This window comes from Streptomyces spongiae, from assembly GCF_009377185.1.
GTDB classification, from domain to species: Bacteria; Actinomycetota; Actinomycetes; order Streptomycetales; family Streptomycetaceae; genus Streptomyces; species Streptomyces spongiae.
Map to the genome: position 1 here is coordinate 31,578 of NZ_VJZC01000012.1, position 18,295 is coordinate 49,872.

At 71.4% G+C, this 18,295-nt stretch carries 15 protein-coding genes; 8 read left to right on the top strand and 7 right to left on the bottom strand.

The window, feature by feature from the left end; translation table 11 throughout:
- The first annotated feature begins 99 nt into the window (after positions 1–99).
- Positions 100–3,006 carry a SpoIIE family protein phosphatase gene (locus tag FNH08_RS03600; RefSeq protein ID WP_322723598.1) on the top strand — a complete coding sequence of 969 codons (2,907 nt, stop codon included), beginning with the start codon at positions 100–102 and terminating at the stop codon, positions 3,004–3,006.
- Between the two features lie 23 nt (positions 3,007–3,029).
- Here FNH08_RS03600 and FNH08_RS03605 read toward each other — a convergent pair whose 3' ends face one another.
- The 3 genes from FNH08_RS03605 to FNH08_RS03615 form a co-directional block, all read right to left on the bottom strand.
- On the bottom strand, positions 3,030–4,679 hold the full coding sequence (locus FNH08_RS03605; protein ID WP_152769766.1) for a hybrid sensor histidine kinase/response regulator: 1,650 nt from the start codon (positions 4,677–4,679) through the stop codon (positions 3,030–3,032).
- 16 nt (positions 4,680–4,695) lie between these two features.
- The gene (locus FNH08_RS03610) at positions 4,696–5,370 is read right to left on the bottom strand and encodes a response regulator transcription factor (RefSeq protein WP_152769767.1); all 675 of its coding nucleotides are present in this window, start codon (positions 5,368–5,370) and stop codon (positions 4,696–4,698) included.
- 225 nt (positions 5,371–5,595) lie between these two features.
- A complete protein-coding gene (locus FNH08_RS03615) occupies positions 5,596–6,612 on the bottom strand; it encodes a zinc-binding alcohol dehydrogenase family protein (protein ID WP_152769787.1) in 1,017 nt (338 codons plus the stop codon).
- 160 nt (positions 6,613–6,772) lie between these two features.
- Here FNH08_RS03615 and FNH08_RS03620 point away from each other — a divergent pair, with 160 nt between their 5' ends.
- The 3 genes from FNH08_RS03620 to FNH08_RS03630 all read left to right on the top strand — a co-directional run bounded on the left by FNH08_RS03620 (position 6,773) and on the right by FNH08_RS03630 (position 9,628).
- Complete coding sequence (locus tag FNH08_RS03620) at positions 6,773–7,570, top strand: VOC family protein (RefSeq protein ID WP_152769768.1); 798 nt, start codon at positions 6,773–6,775, stop codon at positions 7,568–7,570.
- Positions 7,571–7,633: 63 nt separating this feature from the next.
- The gene (locus FNH08_RS03625) at positions 7,634–8,344 is read left to right on the top strand and encodes a ribonuclease H family protein (protein ID WP_152769769.1); all 711 of its coding nucleotides are present in this window, start codon (positions 7,634–7,636) and stop codon (positions 8,342–8,344) included.
- 72 nt (positions 8,345–8,416) lie between these two features.
- Positions 8,417–9,628, top strand: coding sequence for an FAD-dependent monooxygenase (locus FNH08_RS03630; protein ID WP_152769770.1), 1,212 nt, complete (start codon positions 8,417–8,419; stop codon positions 9,626–9,628).
- A gap of 43 nt (positions 9,629–9,671) precedes the next feature.
- Here FNH08_RS03630 and FNH08_RS03635 read toward each other — a convergent pair whose 3' ends face one another.
- Together FNH08_RS03635 and FNH08_RS03640 are read right to left on the bottom strand one after the other, a co-directional pair.
- A complete protein-coding gene (locus tag FNH08_RS03635) occupies positions 9,672–10,313 on the bottom strand; it encodes an alpha-ketoglutarate-dependent dioxygenase AlkB (RefSeq protein WP_152769771.1) in 642 nt (213 codons plus the stop codon).
- 114 nt (positions 10,314–10,427) lie between these two features.
- On the bottom strand, positions 10,428–11,105 hold the full coding sequence (locus tag FNH08_RS03640) for an AIM24 family protein (RefSeq protein ID WP_152769772.1): 678 nt from the start codon (positions 11,103–11,105) through the stop codon (positions 10,428–10,430).
- A 119-nt stretch (positions 11,106–11,224) separates the two neighbouring features.
- Between FNH08_RS03640 and FNH08_RS03645 the strand changes: the two genes are divergently transcribed.
- The 4 genes from FNH08_RS03645 (at position 11,225) to FNH08_RS03660 (ending at position 15,982) form a co-directional block, all read left to right on the top strand.
- Entirely contained in the window at positions 11,225–12,727 is a 1,503-nt protein-coding gene (locus tag FNH08_RS03645) for an FGGY-family carbohydrate kinase (RefSeq protein ID WP_152769773.1), read from the top strand.
- 129 nt (positions 12,728–12,856) lie between these two features.
- Positions 12,857–13,534 (top strand): NUDIX domain-containing protein, encoded by a 678-nt coding sequence (locus FNH08_RS03650; RefSeq protein ID WP_152769788.1) that lies wholly within the window; start codon positions 12,857–12,859, stop codon positions 13,532–13,534.
- A gap of 79 nt (positions 13,535–13,613) precedes the next feature.
- A complete protein-coding gene (locus tag FNH08_RS03655) occupies positions 13,614–14,966 on the top strand; it encodes an MFS transporter (RefSeq protein WP_407704326.1) in 1,353 nt (450 codons plus the stop codon).
- A 53-nt stretch (positions 14,967–15,019) separates the two neighbouring features.
- Entirely contained in the window at positions 15,020–15,982 is a 963-nt protein-coding gene (locus tag FNH08_RS03660; RefSeq protein ID WP_152769790.1) for an aldo/keto reductase, read from the top strand.
- Between the two features lie 33 nt (positions 15,983–16,015).
- Here the strand turns inward: FNH08_RS03660 and FNH08_RS03665 are convergent, their stop codons facing one another.
- Both FNH08_RS03665 and FNH08_RS03670 read right to left on the bottom strand, forming a co-directional pair.
- Complete coding sequence (locus FNH08_RS03665; protein WP_152769774.1) at positions 16,016–16,582, bottom strand: DUF6624 domain-containing protein; 567 nt, start codon at positions 16,580–16,582, stop codon at positions 16,016–16,018.
- A 128-nt stretch (positions 16,583–16,710) separates the two neighbouring features.
- Complete coding sequence (locus tag FNH08_RS03670; RefSeq protein ID WP_152769791.1) at positions 16,711–18,141, bottom strand: tetratricopeptide repeat protein; 1,431 nt, start codon at positions 18,139–18,141, stop codon at positions 16,711–16,713.
- Positions 18,142–18,295: the final 154 nt, after the last annotated feature.

Below are 18,295 nucleotides of genomic sequence, written 5' to 3' on the forward strand. Positions count from 1 at the left end.
CTTGCATCTTGGGAGGACTAGTGTGAAGTGGCTCGGAGGATCGCCCCGCCAGGCAAGCCGAGCGGCGGTTCGCGACGGGGCCGCCTCCGGGTGAGGGAAGTGATCCCGTTGTCCGTCGCCTGGGACGACATCGGCGGTCTCGTCGATGCGCATGAGCGTTTTCTGGCCGGAGCGCGGGTCGACTCGGATGTCCGGGACTCGGTTCTCGATTCCTGGAAGCGATGCCGTTCCGCGGGGCTCGAACCGCACCAGCTGCTGATCCCGTACTCGCCGGACCTCGTCATGGAGGATCCCCTCCTGCGCGCGTCCGACCCGGTACTGGAGCACCTGACCACCTCGCTCGCGAACGTGAGCATGACGGTCGTGCTCTGCGACGCGCAGGCCCGCATGGTGCAGAGGCACGGCGGTGACCGTCAGTTGCGCTCACGCCTCGACGAGGTGAACTTCGCTCCCGGCTTCTGCGCGTCCGAGGACGCCGCGGGCACCAACGGCGTCGGTACCGCGCTGGCCGAGCGGCGCCCCACCTACGTCATCGGCCGCGAACACTTCGCCGACTGCCTGTCGCCGTTCGCGTGCGCCGGGGCGCCGGTGCGGAATCCGCTCAGTGGGCGGATCGAGGCCATCCTCGACCTCACCTGTCTGCGCGACGACGGCGACCCCGCCATGATGCGGCTGGTACGTGAGGCCGCGCACGACATCGAGGCCCGGCTGCTGGAGCAGTCCACGGACCGGGAGAGGGCGCTGCTCGCCGCGTACCGGACGGCCTCCCGGAGAAACGGTGAACGCGGTGGCTGGCCGCCGCAGCCCGAGCCCCCGCCGTGGGAGCCCGCAGACGGCCACGACGGCCACGGTCTCGGCAGGGTCGACCTGGCGGTACTGCGCGAGAAGGCCGAGGAACTCATCGCCTCACCACACCGCACTCTCGACGAAGTCGCCCTCTCCGGCGGCAGGGTGGCGACCCTGCTGCGGCGCCCGGTCATGGGCGCCGCCGGCGAGACGGGCGTGGTCGTCGAGGCCCGCGTCCTGGGCGGCCCGCGCCTGCGCCACGTCGAGCTCACTGCCCCGGCCGCGCCGACCGTACCGGTCAGGGCGACCGGTATGCCGGCACCGGCGCCGGCCGCCCCGGGCCCGCCGCCCGCGACACTGCCGATCGCGCCTCCCGCACCACCACCTGCCCTCGCCGTTCGCACGGTCGCCCCTGCGCCCCCGTCCACGCCGCCGCCGGAGGCGCTCGCGCCCACCGCGGTCCCGGCGGACGACGGCGATGGCGACTCCGGCGCCGGGGGATGGCTGCTGCTCGTGGGCGAGCCCGGGGTCGGCCGGCTCGCCGTGCTGGCCCGCAGGCGCCTGGAACTGCTGCACGACGCCAGCGTCCGCATCGGCACCACCCTGGACGTGACCCGTACCGCCGAGGAACTGACGGAGGTGACCGTCCCCCGGTTCGCCGACTTCACCGCCGTCGACCTGCCCGACTCCGTGCTGCACGGCGACGAACCCGGGTCGCTCGGCCCCGGCTCCATGCTCCGCAGGATCGCGCTGAACTCCATCCACCAGGAGTCCCATCTGTACGAGGTCGGCGCCCTGTTCCCGTTCGTCGGCTCCACACCTCAGGCCCGCAGCTGGGAGACCGGACAGTCCGTGCTCGAACCCGTACTGTCCGAGGCCACGGGCTGGATCGCGCAGGACCCGGAACGGCTCGAACGGGTACTGGCGGCAGGCATCCACTCCCTGATCACCGTGCCGCTGCGGGCACGCGGCACGACCCTCGGCATGGCGAGCTTCTACCGCTCCGAGGAGCCCGCGCCCTTCGAGGACGACGACCTGTCCCTGGCCCAGGAACTGGTCGGCCGGGCCGCGATCAGCATCGACAACGCCCGCCGCTACACGCGCGAGCACAAGACCGCGCTCGCCCTGCAACGCAGCCTGCTGCCCCGTGGACGGTCCGATCAGAGCGCCGTCGAGGTCGCCTACCGGTATCTGCCCGCGCAGGCCGGGGTGGGCGGCGACTGGTTCGACGTCATCCCGCTGTCCGGCGCACGGGTGGCTCTGGTGGTGGGGGACGTCGTCGGTCACGGCCTGCACGCCGCCGCCACCATGGGCCGGCTGCGCACGGCCGTGCACAACTTCTGCTCCCTCGACCTGCCGCCCGACGACCTCCTCACCCACCTCGACGACCTGGTGGGACGGCTCGACCGGGGCGAGGGCTGGGCGGTGGAGAACACCCACGCCGACTCCGGCATCGTCGGCGCCACATGCCTCTACGTGGTCTACGACCCGGTGTCCCGGCACTGCACCCTCACCCGCGCCGGACACCCCCTCCCCGCGATCGTCCGCCCCGACGGAACGGTGGACTTCGTCGACCTGCCGTCCGCCCCGCCCCTCGGCCTGGGCGGGATGCCCTTCGAGACCGTCGAGATGGAGCTGGCCGAGGGCAGCCAGCTCGTCCTCTACACCGACGGCCTGATCGAGGACCGGCACCGGGACATCGACACCGGCCTGGACAAGCTGCGTACCGTCCTGTCCTGTCCCGACCGGGCACCCGAGGACACCTGCGAAGCGGTTCTCGACGCCCTGCTGCCGGCCGGCCCGAGCGACGACGTGGCCCTGCTCGTCGCCCGCACCCACGCCCTGGGCCGGGATCGCGTCGCTCAGTGGGACTTCCCCAACGACCCGGCGATGGTCTCCCGCGCGCGGGTGGCGGTCACGCGCCAGCTGTCCGCCTGGGACCTGGACGACCTGGCCTTCACCACGGAACTCGTCGCCAGCGAACTGGTCACCAACGCCATCCGCCACGCCACCGGCCCCTTCCAGCTCCGCCTCCTGCGCGACCGCACCCTCATCTGCGAGGTCTCCGACGGCAGCAGCACCTCGCCCCGACTCCGCCGCGCCCGGACCGAGGACGAGGGCGGCCGCGGCCTCTTCCTCGTCGCCCAGCTCACCGCCCGCTGGGGCACCCGTTACACCCCCGACGGCAAGATCATCTGGGCGGAGCAGCCACTGCGGTGACCACCTCGGCACCCGCCGCCACCTCAGTCCTCCACGGGATCCAGCAGCTCCAGCAGTTCCGCCAGCGGCAGCGGCTTGGGGAGGTGGGCGTCGAAGCCGGCGGACCGGGAACGTGCGTGGTCCGTGGGGTGGGTGAAGCCCGAGACGGCGATGAGACGGAGCTTTGTGCCGTGAGGGCGGGAGCGGATGCGCCGGGCGACCGTGCAGCCGTCGAGGTCGGGGAGGCCCAGGTCGCACAGCACGACGTCGAAGAGCTGCGACTCGGTCGCGGTGAGGGCGTCGGCGCCCGTGTGCACGGTGGTGACGTAGTGACCGTGTCGTTCGAGCAGGGTGCGGTACGTCGCGGCGAGGTCCGCGTTGTCCTCGGCGATCAGGATCGCGAGCTCGCGCCGCTTGTGATCCGGGGGCTTCGGGAGGGACAACTCGGGCGTGGTCGACGAGGGCAACGGGAGCCGTACCGTGAATACGGCACCCGTTCCCGGGCCGTCGCTCTGCGCGGTGATCGTGCCGTCGTGGAGTTCGGTGAGGGTGCGGGCGACGGAGAGCCCGAGGCCCAGGCCCTCGGGGGCGCGGGGACCGGCGGGTACCGCACGCATGAAAACGCCGAAGAGTTCCGCGGCCTGGTCGGGAGCGAAGCCGATTCCGTCGTCCTGGACGCGCAGGACGGCCTCGTCGCGTTCCGTGGTGAGCCGGACCGTCGTGTGGCCGCCCGGCAGCGTGTACTTGAGCGCGTTGGAGACCAGGTTCGTCAGGACCTGGGCCAGTCGCAGCCGGTCCCCGTCGACCAGAACCGGCTCCGTCGGCACCCGCACGTCCAGCGTGCGGTTCTCGTGCGCGAACAGGCCCCGGATGTCGGCGCAGGTACTGTCCACGACCGTGCGCAGGTCCGCCCGCTCGCGGACCAGCTCCAGCCGTCCGGTCACCGCCCGTGCACCGTCCAGCAGGTCGTTGCTCATCCGGGCGAGCGTCGCCAACTGGCGCTCCAGCACCGACAGGGCGGGATGGCCGCCCGACAGGTCCAGGGACAGCAGCTCGGTGGCCGCGGTCGCGGCGGCGAGCGGATTGCGCACCTCGTGCGCGAGCGTGGCGATGAACCGGTCCTTGGCCCGCTGCTCCTCCCGCGACCGCCTCCCCGCCGCGTCGAGTTCGAGGTTGACCATGCGCAGCTGCTCGTTCACCTCGCGTATCTCCCTGGCCCGTACGAACAGGTCGATCTCCATGCCCTCCGCCCGTTCCCGCGCGCGCCCCACCCGGCGCTGACACACGAACTCGGTGACGTCCTCGCCCCGGTGGATGACGTGTGCGACGTGCCCTTCGGGGTCCAGGACCGGTGTGTTGACGAAACTCCAGTACCGCTCGGTGAAGGCACCGTCGTCACCGGAGGGGAGGTCGTACCGCTGCAGCGCCATCGTGTCCGTGCGGCCGCTCGCCACCGCCGTCTCCAGCGAGCGGCGCAGATTCCTGACGCCGTCGGCCGACGGGTCGTCGGGGTTGTCGGGCAACACCTCGAAGACGGGCCGGCCGACGATGTCGCGGGTGGTGTGCGTGGCCGTGAGATACGCCCGGTTGACCTCCACGATCGTGAAGTCCGGTGCCAGGACGAGCGACGGAGAGGGCGTCGCGTCGAACAGACGCCGGAAGTCCGGGGCGGGAAGGGGGCGGGGAGCTGACATGTCCGGGCTCACCCCGTCACGGATCGAGACGGTAGCCGTAGCCGCGCACGGTGGTGATCCGCGGTGCGGGCGAGGGCAGCCGGGCCAGTTTGCCGCGCAGCCGGTACACGTGCTCGGTCACCGTCGCGGGCTGCCGCCAGGACGCACCCCAGACCTGGTGCAGCAGCAACTCGGCGGACAGGACCCGGCCGGGGGAGCGGGCGAGGGTCTCCAGTAGCGCGTACTCCTTCGGGCGCAGCGTCAGCAGGACACCCGCCGCGCTCGCCTGCCGGGCCCCCATGTCCACCCGCAGCACCCCGACCAGGAGCACCTCCGGCTCGTCCGGCGGCTGGGAACGGCGCAGCACCGCCCGGATCCGGGCCACCAGCTCCCGCTGTGAGAACGGCTTCACGAGGTAGTCGTCCGCACCGATCTCCAGCCCCGCCACCCGGTCCGCCTCCTCGCCGCGCCCGCTGACGACGATCACCGGGAGACGGCTGGCGGACCGCAGGGCCCGCAGCAGTTCCAGGCCACTGCCGTCCGGCAGGCCCAGATCGAGGACCGCGAGATCGACGGCGCCGTCGCGCAGGACGGACCTGCCGGCCCGGGCGTCCATCACCCAGGTCACGATGAAACCCTGACGCTCCAGATAGGAACGGCACATGAGTGCGAAGTCGAGGTCGTCCTCGATCAGCGCGAGACGGGGGCGCATCATCCCGCCTCGCCGGGTTCCGCCGCCGCCCACATGTTGTGGCCTTGGTGAGCGGGCGTTGAGGCCCCGACCATGTGGGGACGGTAGAACGGAACTGCCCACGGTTCAAGGGGGAGCCGACCGCGGGAAGTTATCGGGGGGAGTTCCGGTGTGGACTCGTGCGGAGCGGGGGAGGGCGTGCCGCCGCACGAGCCCACACCGGCGCGGCGCGCGGGGCCACCCCGGTCAGTGCCGCGCCGACAGGTCGTTGACCAGCACGGCCGCCCCGTCGAAGCGGCCCGCCTTGAGATCCTCCAGCGCCCGCCGCGCCTCGGACAGCGGATAGGTGTGTGTCGTCGCCCGCACGCCGTGGTGAGCCGCCAGCGCCAGGAATTCCCGTCCGTCCTCACGGGTGTTGGACGTGACGCTGCGCAGCTCCTTCTCGTAGAACAGCTCGCTCTCGTAGTGCAGCTCAGGCGTGTCGCTCAGGTGGATCCCGGCGACCGACAGCACCCCGCCGCGGTCCAGTGCGCGAAGGGCCACCGGTACCAGGTCGCCCACCGGGGCGAACAGGATCGCGCTGTCCAGCGGTTCCGGTGGCACGTCGGACGGCCCGCCCGCTGAGGCGCACCCCAGCTCCAGCGCGAGCCGACGGGCGGCCGCTCCCCGGGTCAGGACGTGCACGGTCGCGCCCTGTGCCAGGGCCAGCTGCGCACACAGGTGCGCGCTGCCGCCGAACCCGTACAGTCCGAGCCGCCCGCCCGTCGGCAGCGCGGCCCGCCGCAGCGCCCGGTAGCCGATGATGCCCGCGCACAGCAGCGGCGCCACCGTCACGTCGTCGACATCCGCGGGCAGCCGGTACGCGAACGCGGCCGGAACGGTCGTGTACTCCGCGTAACCGCCGTCGGCGTCCCACCCCGTGTACCGGGACTCGGGGCACAGGTTCTCGGCGCCGCGCACGCAGTACGCGCAGGTGCCGTCGGTGTACCGCAGCCAGGCCACACCCACGCGGTCGCCCAGCGCGTACGCGCGGACGTCCTCGCCGATCGCCGCCACGACGCCCACGACCTCGTGCCCCGGGGTGACCCCGGGACGGTGCACGGGCAGATCACCCTCGCTGACGTGCAGGTCCGTGCGGCACACACCGCTCGCGCGGACGTGCACGAGCAGCTCGTCCGGCCGGGGCACCGGCATCGGCTTCTCGACGAACCGCAGCGGCCCGCCCTCGATCGGCCCCGGCCGGAACACCTCCCAGGCGTGCATCATCCGGCCCCCTTTCGTCCACGACCACCGCGCCGCCGCACCACCAGTTTGCGGGATTCCGTCCCATTCGGCGCGCATCTCGCTCCGACCCTGTCTAGCGTGAAAAAAGAGGAATATCCTCCCAGAGGCAAACCATCCGTCGAACCGAAGAGAGCCAGTCATGGCTGTACGACAAGAGGGAACGCCCTGCTGGGCCGACGCGATGTTCAGTGACGTCGAGGGGGCGAAGAGCTTCTACGGCGACGTACTCGGCTGGACGTTCGGCGAGGCGCAGTCGGAGTACGGCAACTACACGCAGGCATACGTCGACGGCAAGGCGGTCGCCGCCGTCGTCCCGCCCATGCCCGGTCAGGAGGGTCAGTCCGCATGGTGCGTGTACCTCGCCTCGGCGGACGTCAAGGCCACCGCCGAGCGGGTCCGTCGATACGGCGGTGAGGCGCTGATGGAGCCGATGCAGGTCGGTGACTTCGGCTCGATGCTGCTGGCCCGCGACCCGAGCGGCGTCGTCTTCGGCGCCTGGCAGGCGGGCACCCACGAGGGCTTCGAGGCGACGGGTACACCCGGCGCGTACGCCTGGTGCGAGGTCTTCACCCGCGAGCCCGAGAAGTCCGACGCGTTCTTCCCTGCCGTCTTCGGCTACAAGGCGAAGCAGATGGAGGACGACCAGGTCGACTTCCGGCTCTTCGAGCTCGGCGGGGACACGGTCATGGGCCGTATGAAGATGACGGAGGAGTTCCCGCCCGAGGTGCCGCCGTACATCAACGTCTACTTCGCCGTCGACGACTGCGACGTGGCGATCAAGAGTGCGACCGAGCTGGGTGGCGTTCTCCGCTTCGGCCCGATGAACACCCCGTTCGGCCGCTTCGCGGCCCTCAGCGACCCGCAGGGAGCCTCGTTCTCCGTCATCGACCTCACCACCACCGAGGGTGAGATGCCGAAGACCAGGGACGTGACCTGAACCCTCCGGCGGAACCGAAGCCAGGCACCACACCCGTGGGCCGCGCGCTTCCCAGGTCGTGGCATGATCGGACCCATGGAACGCGTAGTGGCCGCCTGTGACGGGGCGTCGAAGGGCAACCCCGGACCGGCCGGCTGGGCCTGGGTGCTCGCCGACGCCGAGGAGACCCCCACCCGCTGGGAGGCCGGTCCCCTCGGCAAGGCCACCAACAACGTCGCCGAACTCACCGCCCTGGAGCGGCTGCTCGCGTCCACGGACCCGGGCGTACCGCTCGAGATCCGCATGGACTCGCAGTACGCGATGAAGGCGGTCACCACGTGGCTGCCCGGCTGGAAGCGCAACGGCTGGCGGACGGCCGCGGGCAAGCCCGTCGCCAACCAGGAGCTCGTCGTGCGGATCGACGAGCTCCTGGAGGGACGTTCGGTCGACTTCCGCTACGTTCCCGCCCACCAGGTCGACGGTGACCGCCTCAACGACTTCGCCGACCGCGCCGCGAGCCAGGCGGCCACCGTCCAGGAACCCGCAAGCAGCGACCTGGGCTCACCGGAGCCGCCCCCCGCCCCGGCCGGCACCCTCACTTCTTCGAAGGCCAAGCCGAAGAAGGCCGCCGCACGCAAAGGCGCCTCGTCCCGGACGAGCTCCCGCACGATCAAGGCCAAGTTCCCCGGTCGCTGCGTGTGCGGGCGCCCCTACGCGGCGGGCGAGCCCATCGCGAAGAACGACCAGGGGTGGGGCCACCCGGAGTGCCGTACGGCAGCTGCAGCGGGCGCGTAACGGGAGCATCACCCTCCCTGCTGTTACGCTGCGCATTCAACGTGTCGCTCTGTGCAATGCAGGGGAGTGTGCATGAAGATCGCGTGCGTCGGCGGCGGCCCCGCAAACCTGTACTTCTCGATCCTGATGAAACGCCAGGACCCGTCCTGCGACATCACCGTCCACGAGCGCAACCCGGCCGGCTCGACCTACGGCTGGGGCGTCACCTACTGGGCCGGGCTGCTCGACAAGCTTCGCGAGAACGACCCCGAGTCGGCGGCGGCCGTCAGTGAGAACTCGGTCCGCTGGAGCGACGGAGTCGCCCATGTCCGCGACGTCCGTACGGTCCACCGCGGCGACGACGGCTTCGGCATCGGCCGGCGCCGCATGCTCGATCTGCTCGCCGGGCGCGCCGAATCCCTCGGAGTGCGGCTGGAGTTCGAGCGCGACATCGCGGCGGACCGCATCCCGGACGCCGACCTGGTGGTGGCGGGCGACGGAGTCAACAGCGCCCTGCGCGAGCGCCACGCCCGCCACTTCGGCACCGACGTCCGGCTCGGCCGCAACCGCTACATCTGGCTCGGCACCACCCAGGTCTTCGACACGTTCACGTTCTCCTTCCAGGAGACCGACCACGGCTGGATCTGGGCCTACGCCTACGGGTTCAGCGGGGAGCAGAGCACCTGTGTCGTGGAGTGCTCCCCGGAGACCTGGACCGGACTCGGGCTCGACCGCGCCGGCGAGGCGGACGGACTGGCCCTGCTGGAGAAGCTGTTCGCCGACATCCTCGACGGCCACCCGCTGATCGGCCGGGACCGGGCCGACGGCGCCGCGCAGTGGCTGAACTTCCGCACCCTGACCAACCGCACGTGGTCCCGCGGCAACCTCGTCCTCATCGGCGACGCCGCCCACACCACGCACTACTCCATCGGCGCGGGCACCACCCTCGCCCTGGAGGACGCCATCTCCCTGGCCGGAGCCCTGCGTGACCGCACGGAACTCCGGCCGGCGCTCGCCCGGTACGAACGGGAGCGCAAGGCCGAACTCCTCCGGCTGCAGAGCGCGGCCCGCCTGAGCGCCCAGTGGTACGAGAACCTCCCGCGCTACATCCACCTGCCCCCACGGCAGATGTTCGCCCTCCTCGGCCAGCGCCACTCCCCGTTGCTGCCGTACGTACCGCCGCAGCTGTACTACCGACTCGACCGTGCCGCCGGGCAGTTGGAGGTGCTGCGCCGCTTCAAGCGCTGGCTGGGCCCGCGTCTGGCCCGCACGGCGCAGACCCGCGCACTGGCCTCACGGAGGTAGCGCCCCCACGCGGTCGGCGACTGACGGTGGTGCGCCGTGCCCGTCAGTTCACGCCCTGCGGCCGGAACTGGATGCTGATGCGCGGGCCCGTCGCGCGGTGTGTCTTGGGTACGGCGTGATCCCACGTGCGCTGGCAGGAGCCGCCCATCACGATCAGGTCGCCGTGGCCCAGAGGGAACCGCTGGGTGTCGCCGCCCCGGCGGGGACGCAGGGCCAGATCACGTGCCGTGCCCACCGACAGGATGGCCACCATCGTGTCCTGGCGGGCGCCCCGGCCGATCCGGTCGCCGTGCCAGGCCACGCTGTCCCGGCCGTCGCGGTAGTAGCAGAGCCCGGCCGTGACGAACGGTTCGCCCAGTTCGCCGGCGTAGCGTGCGGTGAGCGCGTCGCGGGCCTCGTCGAGGACGGGGTGCGGCAGCGGATCGTCGGCCGCGTAGTACGCCAGCAGCCGGGGTACGTCGACGACCTGCTCGTACATCTGCCGCCGCTCGGCCCGCCAGGGCACCTCCTCGGCGAGGTGCGCGAAGAGTGCGTCGGCTCCGCTCAGCCATCCGGGCAGCAGGTCGATCCAGGCCCCCGCGCCGAGTGCGACCCGGCGTGTCCCTTCCAGCGGTGAGAGCTGGACGGTGTCGGACTGGTCGAAGAGCGAGCCCTGGAGGGGCGGGCCCTTGAGGTGCGTGGCCATACGCGCCAGCGTACCTCGCATTCGGATGAATGTTCGAGCGGAAGGGGGTGGGTGCAGGCTCCGGTGTCCGTGAGGTCGAGTGCCCCGCCCCGGCCGCGGCGGGGCACCCCCACGTCAGTGCTGTTGGACCTTCTGCGGGGTCGCCTCGCTCGGCCGTACGACCACGAAGCCCTCGCCCTCCAGCTTCAGCTGGACGGCCTCACCGGAGCCGCCGCGGATCATCGAACCGAACGACTGCGACCGGTGCAGGGACGTGTGCAAGTGGGCCGACCAGCCCACCACGGCGTCGGTGTCGACGAACACGGGCTGCTGGTGCGACACGGGGATGACCAGCGGATTGCCCTCGCAGACCAGCCCGAGCTTCCCCTGACCGGTGAACACGCTGTTGAACAGACCGCCGCCGGTGACGCCCGCGCCCTTCACCGTCTTGATCTCGTACGCCAGTGTGGGATCGAAGCAGAGCACGTTGCGCCCGTTGACGGTGAGCGCGTCCCCCGGGTCGATCTCGACGACGAAGCAGTTCTGCGCCTCGTGCGCGAACCACGCCTCGCCCTGCCCGCGCACCGTCATCAGTGGCAGCCCCTCGCCGGTGACCGCGCGCTTGAGCATGCCGCCCATGCCTTGGCCCTTGCGTTCGAACTGCAGATTCCCCCGGTAGGCGATCATCGCCCCCTGCCGCGCGAGCATCTCCCCGTTGAGGGCGTACTTGATGGTCTTCGCGTTCTGCACGCTCATCCCCGGCGCGTACGCCGGTTGCACCATGTGCTCGCTGGAAAAGAGATCACCCTTCATGCAGGCATGCTGTCCCGGAGGCACTGCCTCCGCCAAGTTCGGCGCACCGCATTGTCGCCGCCCTGGAACGGAAGGATTGCCGAGTGCCGTACCCGCGCAGTGAAGGGAGCCGTGACCGCATGACCGTACTCGGAGTCGACATCGGGACGTCCAGCAGCAAAGGGGTACTCGTCGACAAGGACGGGACGGTGCTCGCCACGGCCGTACGGCCGCACACGGTCAGCCGGCCGCGACCTGGCCACGTCGAGATGGACGCCCACGTGTGGTGGGACGAATTCGTCTCCCTCGCCCGCGAGTTGACCGAGTCGGGTGGGCCGGTCACGGCGGTGGGCGTCAGCGGCATGGGCCCCTGTGTCGCCCTCACCGACGAGACGGGTACCCCGCTGCGTCCCGCGATCCTCTACGGCGTCGACACCCGGGCGACCGAGCAGATCGCGCGCCTGGAGGGCGAGTTGGGCCGGGACGCGGTGCTGGAGCGCTGCGGCTCCGTGCTCTCCACCCAGGCCGTGGGCCCGAAGATCGCCTGGCTCACGGAGCACGAGCCCGAGGTGGCCGCCCGTGCCCGGCGGCTGTACATGCCCAGCTCCTACCTCGTCCACCGGCTGAGCGGCGCCTACGTCCTCGACCACCACTCCGCCAGCCAGGCCGTGCCGCTCTACGACTCACTCGCCCAGGGCTGGTACGACCCGTGGGCCCGGCACATCGCTCCGGATCTCGAACTCCCGCCTCTGCGCTGGCCCGGGGACATCGCCGGCCACGTCACCGCCGAAGCCGCCGCAGCCACCGGACTCCCCGTCGGCATTCCTGTCGTCACCGGCACCATCGACGCCTGGTCGGAGGCGCTCAGCGTGGATGCCCAGCACACCGGTGACCTGATGCTCATGTATGGCAGCACCATGTTCCTGATCAACACCACCGTCGAGCGCGTTCTCGTGCCCCAACTGTGGAGCACGGTCGGCGCGTTGCCGGGAACCCGCAGCCTCGCGGGCGGCATGGCCACCTCCGGCATGGTCACCGACTGGCTGCGGGAGCTCTTCGGCGCGCCCGAACCCGCCGCGCTCCTCGCGGAGGCCGAGCGGTCGGGGCCGGGCGCCCGGGGCCTGCTGATGCTGCCGTACTTCGCCGGGGAGCGGACCCCTGTCGCCGACCCGGACGCACGCGGCCTGATCGCAGGACTGACGGTGGAGCACACGCGCGGCGACCTCTATCGCGCCGCCCTCGAGGCCACGGCCTTCGGCGTGCGGCACAACGTCGAGGCGATGCGCGCCGCCGGTGCCCGCATCGACCGTGTCGTGGCGGTCGGCGGCGGAACCCGCGGCGGACTGTGGACGCGTGTCGTCTCCGACGTCACCGGCCTGGAGCAGGAGATCAGGAGCGTCACTCTCGGGGCGAGCTACGGCGCCGCGTACCTGGCCGCGAGCGCGCTCGGAGCGGCGGACATGGACGCCTGGAACCCCGTACGCGAGCGCGTCACACCCGATCCACGGCTCCGGTCCCGGTACGAGGAGTTGTACGAGCTCTACCTCCGCCTGTATCCGGCGACGCGCGACGTCGCGCACACACTGGCCCGGCACCAGCGCGATGCCTCCGCGTCCGACCCGACCCGTGCGGGGAACGCCTGACACCGACCGGAGGGGAATGGTAGAAGCGGGCATGACCAAGTTCAACTGCGCCTGCTCCCCCTCCTCACCGTGTTCTCCCTGCTCGCACGCCGTCCCGGGGACTCCCCGCACGTACCCGGCCCGCACCCGATGACCGCGGGTATCGACACCCCGGACCGCCGCGGCCGCACGGGTCTCGACCGCGTAGGGCGGGACCTGACGGGCAATCCACGGGTCAGGGTGCGGGACGTCAGGCTGCTGTCCTGCCACTGGTACGTGGAACGCACCACGACCTTCGACTTCCGGCACGCCGACGGCACCTGGCGAACCCAGGAGCGCGAGACCCACGACCGGGGCAACGGCGCCACCATGCTGCTGTACGACGCCGAGCGCCGGACCGTGCTGCTCACCCGGCAGTTCCGCTACCCCGTGTACGTCAACGGCCACCCCGACGGGATGCTGGTCGAGACGCCCGGCGGGCTGCTCGACGAGGAGGACGAGCACCCCGAGATCGCCGTGCGGCGCGAGGTCGTCGAGGAGACGGGCCACACCATCGGCGAGATCCAGCACGTCTTCGACGTCTACATGAGCCCCGGTTCCGTCACCGAGCGCGTGAGTTTCTACGCGGCCTCGTATGGCCCGTCGACCCGTACGCACGAGGGCGGGGGACTGGACGAGGAGGGCGAGGACATCGAGATCGTCGAACTGCCCTTCCGCCGGGCCCTGGAGATGATCCGCTCGGGCGAGATCGCCGACGCGAAGACCATCATGCTGCTCCAGTGGGCGGCACTGGAGGGCCCGTTCAGCGCCGGGGGTGGCGGAGCCTGATCCCGGGCCCTGTCCCGTGGCCGCGCCCTGCGATAGTGATGCCCCGTACCGAAAGTTGTAGCGAGCAACCAGGACGCCGGTGGACACGAGCGAGAACAGCGCGAGCAGGGATACGGGACAGGACGGCGGTACCGGCAGTGCGGCGGTGCCGGACGACGGGGGAAGCGGCGTGGGCGAGCCGGACAAGTCCCCCGGCCGAGGGTGGCGCCGCTGGGCGATGGACACGCGCCCGCTGCGCCGCCCCGCCTACCGTCGCCTGTGGTCCTCGACCATCGTCACGGCGGTCGGCAGCCAGCTGACCGCCGTCGCGGTACCCAAGCAGATCTACGACATCACGGGATCCTCCGCCTGGGTCGGCTACGCGAGCCTCGCCGGACTCCTGCCGCTGATGGTCTTCGCACTGTGGGGCGGCGCGGTCGCCGACAGCATGGACCGCCGCACGCTCATGCTGATCACCAACATCGGCATCGCCGTCACCTCGGTCCTCTTCTGGCTCCAGGCCCTCACCGGACTCGACTCGGTCGCGGTGCTGATGGTCCTGCTCGCCCTCCAGCAGGCCTTCTTCGGACTGAACTCACCGGCCCGCAACGCCTCCATCGCCCGCCTGGTGCCCGCCGACGAACTCGCCGCGGCCAACGCGCTGGGCTCGACCGTCATGCAGACCGGCCTCGTGGCGGGCCCGCTCCTGGCCGGCGCCCTCATCCCGGTCATCGGCCTCGCGGAGCTCTACCTGATCGACGCCCTCGCCCTGTGCGTGACGGTCTGGGCGGTCGTACGACTCCCCGCGCTCCCGCCCCTGACCACTCCCGGTTCCGGGCGGCGGGCGGGCTGGCGCGAGGTGGCCGCGGGCTTCCGCTACATCTCGCTGCACAAGGTGCTGCTGCTGTCCTTCCTCGCCGACATCATCGCGATGGTCCTCGGCATGCCCCGCGCCCTCTTCCCCCAACTCGCCGCCGAGACGTACGCCCCCTACGGGGAGGGCCTCGCGCTGGGGCTGCTGTTCGCGGCCATACCCATCGGGGCCGTGCTCGGCGGGCTCTTCTCGGGCACGTTCTCCCGTGCGCGCCGGCACGGGCTCATGGTCATCGCGGCCGTCGTGGCCTGGGGCGTGGCGATCACCGGGTTCGGACTGAGCACGAGCCTCTGGCTCGCGGTGGCGTTCCTCGCCGTCGCCGGGGCCGCCGACATGGTCTCCATGGTCTTCCGAGGCGCGATCCTCCTCTCGGCCGCCACCGACGAGATGCGCGGCCGAATGCAGGGCGTCTTCACGGTCGTCGTCGCGGGCGGCCCACGCCTCGCCGACGTCCTGCACGGCACCGCCGGTTCGGTCTTCGGCCCCCGCGCGGCCGTCGCGGGCGGCGGCCTCCTCGTCGTCGCGGCGATGCTCCTGCTGGCCACGACGACACCGGCCCTGCGCCGCTACCGCGTCTGACGGCCGCCGTACGCTGCTCCCCAGGAGCACCCCCGATGACAGGAGTGGCGACGATGCAGTACGTGAAGCTCGGTTCGACGGGTCTGGACGTGTCACGGATCTGCGTGGGCTGCATGAGTTTTGGGTTGCCCGATCGCGGTGCTCACACCTGGACGCTGGACGAGGAGGCGTCGCGTCCGCTGATCCGTCAGGCGCTGGAGGCCGGGATCAACTTCTTCGACACCGCGAACGTCTACTCCGACGGCACCAGTGAGGAGATCGTCGGCCGGGCGCTCGCCGAGTACGCACCGCGTGAGGAGATCGTCCTCGCGACCAAGGTGTACGGCGCCATGCACGAGGGACCCAACGCCCACGGCCTCTCCCGCAAGGCGATCATGACGGAGATCGACAAGAGCCTGCGCCGCCTGGGCACCGACTACGTGGACCTCTACCAGATCCACCGCTTCGATCCCGGCACTCCCGTCGAGGAGACCATGGAGGCCCTGCACGACGTGGTCAAGGCGGGCAAGGCCCGCTACATCGGGGCGAGTTCGATGTACGCCTGGCAGTTCTCCAAGCTCCAGTACACGGCGAAGCTGAACGGCTGGACACGGTTCGTCTCCATGCAGAACCACTACAACCTCCTCTACCGCGAGGAGGAGCGCGAGATGCTGCCGCTGTGCGAGGACCAGGGCGTCGCCGTCCTGCCCTGGAGCCCGCTCGCCCGGGGCCGCCTCGCCCGCGAGTGGGACACCACCACCGAACGCAGCCGCACGGACCAGTTCGGCAGCACCCTCTACCGGGACGGCGACCGCGACATCGTCGAGGCCGTCGGCCGTATCGCCACCGAACGCGGCGTCCCCCGCGCGCGGATCGCCCTCGCCTGGCTGCTGCGCCGGAGCACGGCCCCCATCGTGGGCGCCGGCAAACCGCGGCACATCGAGGACGCGGTGGCCGCCCCCGACATCGACCTCACCGACAAGGAGATCGAGGATCTCGAACGGTCCTACACGCCACGGGCGATCAGCGGCCACTGAGGCCGGACCGCGGCGGCCTCGCGCCTCGCGACCTCACTGATCGGCGACACCGGGTTCCGCGTCGCGCGTTCCGTACTGCCGCAGTCCGCCCCGCAGCGCCCGCAGATGGTCGTCCAGCGGGCCGAGACCCACATCATGGCGGCGCTCGTCGACGGTCTGGGGGTGGCGGATCGGGTACGGGTGGAGCGTACGGGGGTTGATGCGTGTGCCGTAGAACTGCGGCTGGCTCAGCTCGACCGCGCAGTGGTCGGCGATGTACGCGTGGTGCACAGCCGGGCAGGCACCGTCCGCGACGGCCTCCGCGATCAGGTCGCGGCAGGTGAGCTGGAAGCCCAGGTGCGAGGCGTGCAGCAGGATCAGCAGCGCGGCCGTCGACGCGGCTTCGCCGACCATGTCGGAGGTGGGCCAGCCGTGGCGGGCGACCAGGGCTCTGAGGGCCTCCGCGTTGGCCTCTCGGCAGCGGGTGATGCGGTGCCGGCCGAGCGCGGCGGACACCGACCGTGCCTCACGGGCCAGCCGGTGCTCCTCCTCGATCCTGCGGACCAGTTCGTCGGCGAGTGCGTGCTCCCGTACGGGGGCGTGCCTGCTGAACGAGATCAAGGGAACGTCACCCGGCCGGCTAACAACGTGGCAGGGATCCGGCGGCGACGTACACCGACACTGGCTGCCGTCATCGTGTGTCTCCTTCGATTGCGGGATCGTGGTGATGTGGGCTGTATCCACAGAAGTCACGCCGCCACCCCCAACACCATCCGCGACCTCTGCTCGAACTCCCGCACGAGCGGCTCCTTGCGGCGGGACGCCAGGCGCCCCCGGAAGTCGCGCAGGGCCTGGATGGACCGTTCGCTGTGGACGCCGCTCAGCGCGTCGAGCGCTTCGGTGGCCGTGGCGACGGCCTCGTCCAGCCGGTTCTGCTGGAGGTGCGCCGTCGCCAGCACCGACCGGCTGATGGCCTGGCGCCGACGGCGGTCGGCGTGCGCGCGAACGGACTCGCTCGCGGTCTGTTCGGCCTGCGCGGCGAGCCCCAGATCGCGGAAGCACACGGCGGACTCGGCCTGTAGGTAGTGGTGGTCGAGGAAACGGACCCACGGGGACTCCTGCGCGGCCCCGCGGCTCGCGTCCAACTGCTTCTCGGCGGCGCGCAGGGCGGCAGAGGTCTCACGCGGCCGGCCGAGCGCCGCGTGGGCGCGCGCCGACATCGCGTACAGACGCATCAGCCCGAGCGGACTGCCGGTGTCACGCGCGGTGGCGATACCTGCCCGGGCCAGCGCCGCCCCCTCGTCGGGCCGGCCCAGGCTGGTCGCCAGGTGGGACAGACCCGCGAGGATCTGCCCACCCAGTACATGGTCGCGGCCCTCCGCGCACAGCCGCAGCGCCTGCGTCATGTAGCGCTGGGCCAGTCCGTACTCCCCGGCGTCGTACGAACTCCAGCCCGCCATCGCCGCGAGCCTCGCCCCGGCGGCGAACAGTTCCCGCCGCTGCCGCGGTGTCGTGCCGCGCTGCTGCAGCAGGGGGACCACCTCGGCCGACAGGTACTGCACGATGCTCGTGCGCACCCCACCGCCGCCGTAGTGGTTGTCCATCTCGTCGAACATGGCGATCATGGCGTGGACCTGCTCCACGGGCCCCGCGTCGGACACGGGTGCCGGCCAGGTGGCGGTCTCCTCGGTCGTCGTCTCCACCAGCCATAACAACCAGGCCCGTTGAGGGTTGATCAGGGCGCCCGGCACGAAGGGGACCGCTCCCAGCAGGGTCCGCCGGGCGATGTCGGTGGAACCGAGTTCGACCAGGGTGTGCAGTGTCTCCGCCACGTTCTCCCCGTACACCAGTGCCCGCCCCACGACGGGCCGTCCGCCGTCGAGCGGGAAACCGAGGTCGGCGGGCGTCAGTTGGCGCCCGAGGCGCTCGCCGAGGACCGCCGCGATGACCTCCGGCGTGTTGCCGCGGGGCTGCTGGCCCTGGAGCCAGCGCGTGACGGACGCCTTGTCGTAGTTGGTGTCCGCGCCCTGGCAGCGGCCCAGTTCGTTGACCCGGAGGGCGAGCGAGGCGTACGAGCACCCCGCTTCCTTGAGGGCGGCCGCCAACGCCTTGTTGGGCCCACCAGAGTCCCTGGCACCCCTGCCCAAGCTTCTTGGCTGTCCGTTCGTCACGGCGACCATCCAGGTCTCGCTCCATGTCGGCGTGCGGCTTGACCGGTCCAGCCCAGGCGCCAACTCCCGGGCGGGCCGGATGAGTTCGATCGACGCTGCCGCGAATGTGCGCCAGGTCACTCGATCACTATGGTGGCCGACAGACTCAGCTCGCAACCAGCGT